7 protein-coding genes are annotated in these 10,234 nt (G+C 65.5%); 5 read left to right on the top strand and 2 right to left on the bottom strand.

Going from position 1 to position 10,234, the window contains the following annotated elements:
- Positions 1-123: 123 nt before the first annotated feature.
- Entirely contained in the window at positions 124-372 is a 249-nt protein-coding gene (locus DWV11_RS15865; protein WP_003804966.1) for a WhiB family transcriptional regulator, read from the bottom strand.
- A 239-nt stretch (positions 373-611) separates the two neighbouring features.
- Here DWV11_RS15865 and DWV11_RS15860 point away from each other — a divergent pair, with 239 nt between their 5' ends.
- The gene (locus DWV11_RS15860) at positions 612-1,103 is read left to right on the top strand and encodes a hypothetical protein (protein WP_425452071.1); all 492 of its coding nucleotides are present in this window, start codon (positions 612-614) and stop codon (positions 1,101-1,103) included.
- 5 nt (positions 1,104-1,108) lie between these two features.
- On the opposite strand, the gene DWV11_RS15855 is transcribed toward DWV11_RS15860, so the two are convergent.
- On the bottom strand, positions 1,109-5,191 hold the full coding sequence (locus tag DWV11_RS15855; RefSeq protein ID WP_115789884.1) for a type VII secretion EssC family protein: 4,083 nt from the start codon (positions 5,189-5,191) through the stop codon (positions 1,109-1,111).
- Between the two features lie 198 nt (positions 5,192-5,389).
- On the opposite strand from DWV11_RS15855, the gene glf reads away from it, so the two are divergent.
- The 4 genes from glf to DWV11_RS15835 all read left to right on the top strand — a co-directional run bounded on the left by glf (position 5,390) and on the right by DWV11_RS15835 (position 10,231).
- Positions 5,390-6,577, top strand: coding sequence for a UDP-galactopyranose mutase (gene glf, locus DWV11_RS15850; RefSeq protein WP_115789883.1), 1,188 nt, complete (start codon positions 5,390-5,392; stop codon positions 6,575-6,577).
- An 89-nt stretch (positions 6,578-6,666) separates the two neighbouring features.
- Positions 6,667-8,616, top strand: a complete 1,950-nt coding sequence (locus DWV11_RS15845; protein WP_115789886.1) for a glycosyltransferase — start codon at positions 6,667-6,669, stop codon at positions 8,614-8,616.
- Positions 8,613-9,482, top strand: a complete 870-nt coding sequence (locus DWV11_RS15840) for an ABC transporter permease (protein ID WP_115789882.1) — start codon at positions 8,613-8,615, stop codon at positions 9,480-9,482. Before DWV11_RS15845 ends, DWV11_RS15840 begins: the two co-directional genes overlap by 4 nt.
- Complete coding sequence (locus DWV11_RS15835; RefSeq protein ID WP_115789881.1) at positions 9,482-10,231, top strand: ABC transporter ATP-binding protein; 750 nt, start codon at positions 9,482-9,484, stop codon at positions 10,229-10,231. The genes DWV11_RS15840 and DWV11_RS15835 overlap by 1 nt, the downstream gene beginning before the upstream one ends.
- The last annotated feature ends 3 nt before the right edge of the window (positions 10,232-10,234 follow it).

Genomic DNA, 10,234 nt, shown 5'->3' with positions numbered 1-10,234 from the left:
GGCGGCCCGGACCATTTGGTCCGGGCCGCCCCACGTCAATTTCGTTTGTGTGTACCCCAGGCCTGCAACCTGCCCGGGAGCAGGGCTGCTTGGCCAGGAATTTCCGGCCAGGCAGCTCTGCAGCTAGGAAGCGCGGCGGGCGCGGGCCGCGCGGCGCTTGAGGGCGCGCCGTTCGTCTTCGCTCATGCCGCCCCAGACGCCGGCGTCCTGGCCGGACTCAAGCGCCCACTGGAGGCAGGTATCCACGACTGGGCAGCGGCGGCATACGCTCTTTGCTTCTTCGATCTGGAGAAGGGCCGGTCCAGTGTTTCCCACAGGGAAGAAAAGCTCGGGGTCCTTGTCGAGGCAGGCTGCGCGGTTACGCCAATCCATGCTGATCAGTCACTCCATTCGTCAGAACTAGTCGAGCCTCTTGTGAAAATATTCACGAGAGGCTTCATAGGAAAAGGGGACCCAATGGGCCCCCTTGGTCGTCTGAATCAAGCGTGTCATGTTAACGCCGTGTAAACAAGGGGTTCAAGCCTCAGAAATGCCCCTAAAGCATGAGCGATGCATCACATCAGTTGGCGGTCCGGCCAACGGTATTTGACTATGTCCGGTAGGGTGCCAGTGTGTCAATACCCCCTGAGAACCCTGCCAACGAGCCATTCCATGAGGACGCGGCCGCGCCGCGCACGGACGGTTCCCCCGGGCTCGCAGGCGCTGGTCCCCGGCCCGTGGGGATCATCGTCATCTCGATTGTCGTCGTCCTTGAAGCCTTGGCCCTCCTCACGGCGGCCGGTCTCTACGCCTTCCAACTCGTCAGTGGCGCGCCCGTAGCGTCCTTCTGGGGTGCCGTTTTCACCCTGGGCCTGCTCCTTGTCTTTTCGGCTTGGCTTTTCGCGGTGGGGCACTTCCTGTTCCGCGGATACCGCTGGACCAGGGCCGCCGCGCTTGTGGCGCAACTGTTTGTGCTGACCATCGGGGTTCCGACCATGACCGGCGGCTTGCCGTTGGCCGGTCTCGCCATGATCGTGCCCGCCCTGGCCACGATTGGCTTCCTGTTTGAAAAGAAGGTCCTTGCTTTCGCGTCCAGGACCGGGGGCTCTTCGGCCGCATTGTGAACGGTTCAGGTCGCTGCTTCCGGCGGCCCCGCAACGGGGACCTGGAAAACCTGAGTCTCCCCGTCCTGGACGAGTACGGCCCGCCCGGGTACTTTCGGGCCGGTTTCCGGACGGATCCCGAAGAGGTCGCCATCCGACGGCTGCCGGGGCGAGAGCAGGATTCCCCGTCCTTCGTTCAGAGCGTGGGTGGCCAGGGGAGTTCGCTGCAGGAGGCCCTGGCTGTAGGTGGCGGTTGCGATCACCCTGACGCCGAGGGACGGCAGGGCCGCCGCAAGTCCGGCTGCCTCGCCTCCCAGCCTGTCGACGTCGTCGATCAGGACGACCGAGCCCGGATCGACGGAACCCGCCCGCGCCTGGGCGTGCAATTCGGAGCAAAAAACCCCGGGATCGGAGCCGGGAGCGGGGCGCAGCCAGAGGATTCCTGGATTCAGGGAGGGCAACACGTCCAGCAGGCCCGACTTGCCGGTGCCGGGGTGCCCTAGGACAAGCGCGACCCCGCCGGGGCCAATCCTGAGACTCACCGGTTCGAGTTCGTCTCCGCCCAGGCCCAACAGGAGGGCCTGGGCGGGCCCGCCGGCAGGGTCCGTCGCGGCACGGTCAGGCGCTCGGGCGACGACCTCACCCAAGGTGAGCTTCCGGGGCAAGGGGAGCACCCGGAAGACCGGACGCACAGGACCGGGCACCGCTCTGTACGGCCATGGCTCTCCCCTGGACGGTGTGGCGAACTGGGCCTCCGCCAGCCCTTCACCCAGCAATGGTCCGCAGACCATGGCACGGGCCGGCAATGGCTCGAGCGGTGGGAACCGCGGCCACGCGGCGCGGCTCTCTTCGGTGCTTCCCCGGGGGAAATAGGCACGGTTGGGGCAGGAGCCGTAAAGCCTGGAGGCCGTCAGTTCCCTGTCTCCCGTCACCAGGAGATGAACCCCCGACGTGGCCCCGTCCCGGCTGATTCCATGGATGAGGTCCTCGACCCATGCGAGGGGTCCTGCGCGGAAGAGAGCAAGCCACGATCCCCAGCCGGTGATGACGAGCAGCAATGGCACCTGCCCTTCGCTCCCGTTGCCTTGCCGCGCCGCAATCTCCGACGCGATGCGTTCGGCAACCCGGACAGCCCGTCGCGGCTCCTGGGTCGACACCAGGGAACCCACTCTTTCCGGCAGAGGTCCCGCCGGAAAAGAGGCGTCGCCGTCCAGGACATAGCAATGGACTTCGTCCCGAGCCGATAGCAGCTGCGAGGCAATCGAGAGACACGCGCCTTCGGTGCCGCTGCCGGGAGGACCAAGGAGTGCCAAATGCCCGTGCGCCGCGGGATGCCAGAACAGCGGGCCGGTGCATTGCCTGTCCGGAAGGTCGACGACGCCCAGGAACCCGGCGGGAGAGCTGGTGTTTGCGTGACGGCCGCCTAGGGATTCACCGCCTGCCCCGTCCAACCAGGCGTCCAAGCGGACGGTTTCAGGGAGTTCCTCCGCCACCGGCCTGCGGGGCCGCTCCTTTCCGAGGCCGGACCATGCATCACAGACCGCGTCGACCACCGCCCGCCCGCCGTCCGTGGAATGCCGGGCGGTTGCGCGGGCTTCAGGGCCACCGCCTTCCGCGCCCGCCAGGCGGAGCCTGAGGGCATCGACCGCCTCATGGGCCACGATGGTCCCGTGCGCAGGTGCCGCCGGACCCGTCAACGAGGCGGTCTGGAACAGTTCGGCTTCTTCGGCCCCCCTGCTCAGGTAGGCCCTGCCGGGGCGCGATATGGGAATGCTGGCCGCCAAGGGGGAATTGATGACGTCCCGGGATTCCATATCGGACTGGACCCGCAGGGCAATGCTGGTGGTGACATTGGCGCGGATGTCCGAACTTATGGCGCCTTGGGGCCGCTGCGTCGCCATGATCAGGTGAATCCCCAGTGACCTGCCGACCGTAGCAACCCTCATGAGTTCGGCAAGAGCCGACGGGGAGTCCTCAATGAGCATCCGGAACTCATCGACAACGATGACCAAGCGCGGCAGGGCGCGGAGCCCGGACCGGCGGCCGGCGGACGTTTCCTGACAGGCCTTCAGACGATAGGACACGAGGTCCTCGACCCCGGCCTCAGCCAACAGTTGTTCGCGCCGGCGGACCTCTGCACGCAGGGAAACAAGGGTCCGGTCTACACCCCGGCGCTTGAGGTCCGTGAAGAGGCCGACACAATGGGGGAGCGCTGCCAACGGGCCAAGACCGGACCCTCCTTTGAAATCCAGGAACAGGAAGTTGACCCGCTCGGGACTATGGGTGAGGGAGAGTGCCGCGACGATGGTCCGAAGGAGCTCCGACTTGCCAGCGCCGGTGGTTCCTGCGACCAACAGGTGCGGGCCATCCTCGACCAGGTCGAGGGTCCGCGCCCCGAGTTCCCCGCGGCCGATGACAGCCGGCAGCCCCGGATGCTCCGCCGCTTCCTCCCAGCGCCTGCGGATTGAGGGCAGGTCCAGCGGAATGAGGTCGCCAAGGCTGCAGTTGGCGGGGAGCCCTGCGGTGTTGCCCGCCGACTTGGCAGGGACCGTCCCAAGGAGCCTGCAGAAGGAATCAAAGACCGCGGGGTTTACGAGGTCGGGATTAAAGGGGACGCTGCCCGCAGTGCCGCGGAGTTCGGCACAGCCGTGGCCAAGGTCGATGACGGGTTCGGTATCGTTGCCGTCGCTCCGGCGGATCACCGTCCACCCGGCGGCGTTCGCTGCCGCGCGCAGAGGCGTGTCGGTCAGTTCCCGGGGGCCCGGCAGGAATAGGAATCCTGCTGCCGCGGAGCTGGAGATTGCTTCCAGGGCGGCGTCAGCGTCGGCGCACAGGGTGGTCCGTGGCAGGAAGCGGGCACTCAGTGGGAGTAGCTCGGCTGGAGCGTGGATGACCACTGGGGAAGAAAGCGCATGCGGAAACGTTGCGAGTTGCATCAGCAGGAAGTTGAAGAGGCCGGCAACACTGGCCACGGAGCCGGTGACCGGAATATCGCGGATGCCGGAATCCAGGGTGACCGGGGAGTCGCGCAGGACCGGGGGTTTGAAGAGCGGGTCCGGCGGGTCGAGCACAATGCGTGCTTGCTGCTGTGCGGTTCCGATGCGCAGCGCTATCCCGCCGGCACTGTCCGCTTCGGCCTGTTTCTCCGGGCGCATCGGGTCCGGGGCCGGCGAGGTGGTGCTGCGGGACGGCTGCCCGTCCCGGCCCCCTGTCCCGGACGAGGCAGACCGGGCGGCGAAAACGATGTCTGCTGCCGAAGGTGCCGCCTCTTCCCTTCGTTCCCGGTCCTTGCATTCGGCAGTGCGCAACGCTGCGTTGAAGGTCCGGCGCTCCTTGCCGCCCGCTATCAGCGGGATCAGTACCGCGATGGCTGAGATGCCGGTGAACGCAAGGAACATCCAAGTCCCCGTGGTGAGCGCCAAAGCGACGCCCAGCAGGAGGGGCAGGCCTGCCATGAGAACGAGGTTGAAGCGGCCCGGCGGCTCGGGGCGGCGCGGAACCCGCAGTGGATCTTCCGTCCCGTACCCGGCGGACCCCAGCGTTGAAGCACTGGTGCTGCCGTCAAAGACGACCGTCATCAGGGACTTGCCGCATTGGATGAGCGAGCCCGTGGAGATGACGGCGGTGCGGACCTTGTTACCGTCCACCCTTGTCCCGTTTGAGCTCCTGTTGTCGCGCAGGGTAACTGACGTATCGGAAACTGTGAGGACGGCATGGGTGCGGGAGATCTCCGGATCAGGAACCGTGATGGCGCAGTTGCCCCTACCGATCGAATGGCTGCCGCGCTCGAGCGGCACAACGAGACCGGCTCCCGGGCCCGTGTGCACCAGAAGTTGCAGCACAGCCGGACCGCGGGACCGGGCACCCGGAACCGGCCCGTCTGCTGCCCGGTCAACCAGGACCGCGCCTGCCACGAGCGGCGGCTGGCCGACCGTCAAAGACGAAAGCGCTTGCCCGCACACTGACAGTTCGCCGGTGTGGAAACGCCCGGCGACGGCGGCCTGGACCGCCGAGCCCGGGCCGCCGTCGTCGATCTCCACCGTCAGCTCGACAGGTCCCTGCCGCACCGGGGAGAGCGGGCCGCGGACGAGAGTGCAATGGAATGGCATTGATTCTTCCTTCCTTCTTCCCGGCCGTGCGCCCGTTCCCAAAGTAGGTCCGCCGACGTCGCGCTTCGAGGGAGGAATGCCGCTATGTGGACAACCACGGAACCAGGGCGCCGGAATGCGGGCGGAGCATCTCGGGTAGGCTTGGTCTGCAGCCCAATGCACCCTATTGGGCTGCCCGCATTCGAACCAGGAGAATTTGTGACCGCTGATCTCGTTATCGTCGGGTCGGGCTTCTTTGGCCTGACAATCGCAGAACAGGCCGCCACTGAGCTGGGCTTGAAGGTCGTGGTCCTTGACCGCCGGCACCACATCGGCGGCAATGCCTACAGCGAAACAGAAGAACAGACCGGGATCGAGGTGCACCGTTACGGTGCCCACCTGTTCCACACCTCGAACGAGCGGGTCTGGGAGTACGTCAACCGCTTTACGACCTTCACCAACTACGTCCACAAGGTCTATGGCGTGCACAAGGGCGAGGTCTTCTCCCTGCCGATCAACCTGGCCACGATCAACCAATTCTTCCGGGCGAACCTGACCCCGGGCCAGGCCCAGGCCCTGATCCAGGAGCAGGCCGGGGAACTGGCCGGCACGGACCCCCAGAACCTCAACGACAAGGGCATCCAGCTGATCGGCCGCCCGCTGTACGAGGCCTTCATCAAGCACTACACCGGCAAGCAGTGGCAGACCGATCCGAAGGACCTGCCTGCCGGCATCATTTCCCGCCTCCCCGTGCGCTACAACTACGACAACCGCTACTTCAACGACAAGTACGAGGGCCTTCCGACGAACGGCTACACGGCCTGGATCGAGAAGATGGCGGAGCACCCCAACATCGAGGTGCGCTTGAATACGGACTTCTTCGACGACTCGCACGAGTACTCGAAGTCCAAGGTCGTCGGGAAGATCCCGGTGGTTTACACCGGCCCGGTGGACCGCTACTTCGACTACGTCGAGGGCGACCTTTCCTGGCGGACGATCGACTTCGAAGAAGAAGTGCTGGACGAAGGCGATTTCCAGGGCACCTCCGTAGTGAACTACAACGACGCCGACGTCGCGTACACGCGTATCATCGAGCCGCGGCACTTCCACCCCGAGCGCAACTACCAGACGGAAAAGACCGTCATCATGCGTGAGTTCTCCCGCTTCGCGGAGAAGGGCGACGAGCCCTACTACCCGATCAACACCCCGGAGGACCGCGAGAAGCTGCTCAAGTACCGCGACCTCGCGGCAGCGGAGAAGAATGTCCTCTTCGGCGGCCGGCTCGGCACCTACAAGTACCTCGACATGCACATGGCCATCGGTTCGGCGCTGTCCATGTTCGACAACAAGATCCGGCCGCACTTCGAAAGCGGCGCGGATATCGAAAGCGGAGGAGTGGACGCGTGAGCGCGGAAACCCATCTCGGCCAGCCCGGCGTCGACGGCGGCCCCGAATGGGTCACCCTCCAGAGGGTCATCTTCCCGGAACATTCGGAGATGGATACCGCGCCGCTCTACGTTGACATGGGGACCGCCGCGGGAACACCGGCCCCGAGCGAGCAGGAAGCCAGGAAGCAGGGCCGCCGCCCCGTCCGCCTGAGCTCGCAGGCCAGGGAAGCCCACGCCGAAGATTTCATCGGCCGCTGCGCCACGCGCGTGCGGCCCGGCGAGCGGGTCTCCTTCGGCAGCTACTTCAACGCATTCGCCGCCGGCTACTGGCGGAAGTGGACCACGCTCAGCCGTGTCCGCCTCAGCGTCACCACCCGCGGCGAGGGCACGATCGTGGTCTTCCGCTCCAACGCAAAGGGTGCCCTCCTGCAGCAGAAGAGCATCCCCGTGTCGGGAGAGCAGACCTCCGTCGTGGAACTGGACCTGCTCCCGTTCGGCGACGGCGGCTGGTACTGGTTCGACCTGGTCGCCGGCCGCGGCGAACTGCTGATGGACACCGCCGAGTGGCAGGCGCCCGGCCCGGCACCTGCCGCCGCGTCCGTGACCCTGGAGATCACCACCCTCAACAAGACCTCCTTCTGCCTGAGCAACCTCCGCCTGCTCGCTGCGCACCCTGAGTGCCTTGACCATGTCAGCGAAGTCCTGATCGTGGACCAAGGCACCGACAAAGTCTCGGCTGCCGCGGGTTTCGAGGAAGTCGCCAAGGACCTGGGCGGGAAACTGCGGATCATCGAACAGTCCAACCTGGGCGGCTCTGGCGGCTTCTCGCGGGGTATGTTCGAAGCCTGCGGCAACGGCAGCGACTACGTCCTGCTCATGGACGACGACATCGTGATCGAACCCGAGAGCATCACCCGCCTCCTGACGTTCGCCCGGTACTGCCGGAAACCCACGATCGTCGGCGGCCACATGTTCGACCTGCACCACAGGACTGCCCTGCACACCTTGGGCGAGATCGTGAACCCGCAGCGGATCCAGCCGGACCAGCCCTACGCGGAGATGGAACTGGGCCATGACTTCCTGATTTCCAACCTGCGCCAGACTCCCTGGATGCACCGCCGCGTGGACGTCGACTACAACGGCTGGTGGATGTGCCTGATCCCCACGTCGATCATCCGGGAGATCGGGCTTTCGATGCCTGTCTTCATCAAGTGGGACGACGTGGAGTTCGGCCTGCGCGCCAAGGCACACGGTTACCAGACCGTCAGCCTGCCGGGTGCAGCCGTCTGGCATATCTCGTGGGGCGACAAGGACGACCTGGTCGGCTGGCAGGCCTACTTCCACAACCGCAACCGGCTCATGGTCGCGTTGATGTACAGCCCCTTCGCGAAGGGCGGCCGTGCGCTGCTGGGCGCCCTTTTCGCCGACCTCAAGCACACGCTTTCCATGCAATACGCGACGGCGAAGGGACGGGTGTGGGCGATGGAGGACCTCCTCAAGGGTCCCGACGCCCTGCACGGGATGCTGGACACCACCCTGCCGCGGATCCGCGCGATGCTGGCCGAACACAGCGACACCGTGTACCTCAGCGATCCGGATGACTTCCCGACGGCCCAGAAGGAAAAGACCCTCGGTGGAAGTGCGGCCGTTTCCGGCCGCCCGTCGCTGAAGACCCTCCTTCCCTGGGGTGTGAAGACGCTGCGCAAACAGCTCTTCACGGACGTCTCCGCCGAGGACACCGCCCGGCCGCAGGCCCGGATTTCCCACCAGGACAACAAGTGGTGGACCGTGTCCCAGTTCGATTCGGCGATCGTCACCAACGCCGAAGGAACCGGTGCGTCCTGGTATGTCCGGGACCCCCAGCTGGCCAAGTCCCTCCTGGCCTCGGCCGCGGCGTCGATGTTCCAGCTGGTCCGCCGCTGGGACGGACTCTCCGCGGAGTACAAGGCCAAAATGCCGGCCCTGGCCTCCATGGAGAGCTGGTCGAAGACCTTCGCCGAGCACACGATCGCCGACAGCCGCGACCGGAACGCGCAGGCGCTGGGGGAGCGCGGATGACCTCGCTCCTGGACACGCCCCTGGTCCGGCCTGGAATCGGGCAGGGCCTGAAGGACGTTTTCCGCCGCAGGTACCTGCTCAAGCTGCTGGTTCGGAAGGAGATCAAACTCCGCTACCGGGGATCCGTGCTCGGCGTCATCTGGTCCTACGTCAAGCCGGCCATCCAGTTCGTGGTGTTCTACATCGCGATGGGCGTGTTCCTGGGCCTGAACAAGAACGTTGGCAACTACGCCGTCTACCTTTTCTCCGGCATCGTGCTGATCAACTTCTTCACCGAGGCGCTCAACAACGCTGCGAAGTCGATCGTGTACAACAGCGGCCTGATCAAGAAGATCTTCCTCCCGCGCGAACTCTTCCCGGTGGCCTCGGTCTTCGTGTCGGCGGCCCATTTCTTCCCGCAGCTCGTGGTGCTGCTTATCGGTTGCCTGCTGACCGGATGGCAGCCCACGCCGCTGGGGATCCTCGCCGGCTTCGCGGGATTCCTGGTGCTGGCCATGCTGTCGGTGGGGCTTGGCCTCTTCTTCAGTTCGGTCAACGTCTACTTCAGGGACTCCGAGAACTTCGTCGAGATGATGCTGATGGTGGCCACCTGGGTTTCGCCGGTCATGTACCAGTGGGGCATGGTGCACGAGCGCCTGGGCGATTTCTGGTTCGGGGTCTACCAGTCGAATCCGGTGACGGTCGGCGTCGAGCTCTTCCACTACGCGTTCTGGTCATCGACGGCGGGCGGTGACGCGGCGCTTGCCGCTCCGCCGCAGCTCTTCGAGCTCTGGCTCCCGGTTGCCCTTGTCGTCTCGGCTGCGGTGCTTGCCCTCGGCCAATTCACCTTCCGCAAGCTCGAAGTCAAGTTTGCGCAGGAGCTGTAGTGTCCGAACTTTCCCCCGTCACAGTCGAGATCAAGGGCATCAGCAAGCAGTTCGTGCTGCGCCACACCCGGTCCATCAAGGAAGCCCTCATCTGGTTCCTCAAGGGACGCAAGGGCGATCTTTCGGCCAGGTTCCATGCCCTCCGGGACGTGAGCCTGGACATCCGCCAGGGCGAGACCGTTGCCCTGCTGGGCTTCAATGGCTCGGGCAAGTCCACCCTCCTCAAGCACATCTCCGGCGTCATGACGCCGGACGAGGGGACCGTGCGCACCCGCGGGCGCGTCGCCGGCCTGATCGAGGTGGGCGCAGGATTCCACCCGGACCTGTCGGGGCGCGACAACGTCTACCTCAATGCCGCCATCCTGGGTATGTCCGAAGCCCAGATCAAGGAACGCTTCGATTCGATTGTCGAGTTCGCCGAGATCGGTGAATTCATCGACACCGAGGTGCGCTTTTACTCGTCCGGAATGTACCTGCGCCTGGCTTTCTCGGTGGCCGTCCACTCCGACCCCGAGGTCTTCCTCGTGGACGAAATCCTCGCCGTCGGCGACGAGCCCTTCCAGAAGAAGTGCCTGGAGAAGATCCAGGAACTCGTAGACGCCGGGCAGACCCTCGTCGTCGTGAGCCATGACCTGGATCTGGTGCAGCGGGTCTGTTCGAGGGGCATCCTCCTGGAACACGGCCGCGTGCTCAAGGACGGGCCAAGCCACGACGTCGTCGAGTTCCTGCGTTCGCGCACCAAAGGATGAGCT

Source organism: Arthrobacter silvisoli, from assembly GCF_003369445.1.
Taxonomy (GTDB): Bacteria; Actinomycetota; Actinomycetes; order Actinomycetales; family Micrococcaceae; genus Arthrobacter; species Arthrobacter silvisoli.
Note: the sequence above shows the minus strand (reverse complement) of the source record. Positions and strands in the feature narration are given on the sequence as shown.

Coding starts and splice junctions, on each gene's coding strand:
- DWV11_RS15840 (WP_115789882.1), top strand. CDS start 8,613: ATGACCTCGCTCCTGGACACGCCCCTGGTCCGGCCTGGAATCGGGCAG.
- DWV11_RS15845 (WP_115789886.1), top strand. CDS start 6,667: ATGGATACCGCGCCGCTCTACGTTGACATGGGGACCGCCGCGGGAACA.
- DWV11_RS15855 (WP_115789884.1), bottom strand. CDS start 5,191: ATGCCATTCCATTGCACTCTCGTCCGCGGCCCGCTCTCCCCGGTGCGG.
- DWV11_RS15865 (WP_003804966.1), bottom strand. CDS start 372: ATGGATTGGCGTAACCGCGCAGCCTGCCTCGACAAGGACCCCGAGCTT.